1 protein-coding gene is annotated in these 567 nt (G+C 46.0%); it reads right to left on the minus strand.

Translation table 11 applies throughout. From position 1 onward, the window contains the following. The coding region (locus tag N1032_RS26960; protein ID WP_259543766.1) for a recombinase family protein at positions 1-510 on the minus strand (510 nt) is incomplete at its 3' end. Positions 511-567: the final 57 nt, after the last annotated feature.

Here is a 567-nt window from a genome sequence, read left to right on the forward strand (position 1 = left end):
TGTTGATTCTGCTATCTGTTGCCACGTCATACCCTTATCAAACATGGATTTGATAATATCAGGGTCGCCTTTCGTCGGTCTGCCACAATGTTTCCCCTCAGATTGAGCGCGTTTGATACCAGCGTTCCGGCGTTCTGCCATGTTCGCAAGCTCCAGCTCTGCCAGTGTTGCCATTATGGTATACATCGCCTTGCCTGTGGGCGTTGACAGGTCGTAACCCTCACGCATAGAGATAACCTTAACGCCTTTATTCTGTAAGGCATCCACCGTTTGACGAACATCAATCACGCCACGGCCTAGACGGTCAATCGCTGTAACTATCAGCGTGTCACCCTTACGAATAAAATCGAACATCTTTCTAAATTCTGGACGGGTCATAGCTTGCTTAGTTCCGCTTACGCCGTCATCGCTGTACCAGTGTTCAACGTTGTACACCTTGCCGATTTCTTGCTTCTGGTTTTTTGTTGTCTGGTCATCTGTTGAGACACGAACATAACCGATAATTGCCATGATGTTTCCTAGTTCTGTGAGTTAGTCTTAAAAGGTATGGAAAAGATTATAAGACTA

This window comes from Herbiconiux daphne (assembly GCF_024979295.1).
GTDB classification, from domain to species: Bacteria; Actinomycetota; Actinomycetes; order Actinomycetales; family Microbacteriaceae; genus Herbiconiux; species Herbiconiux daphnes.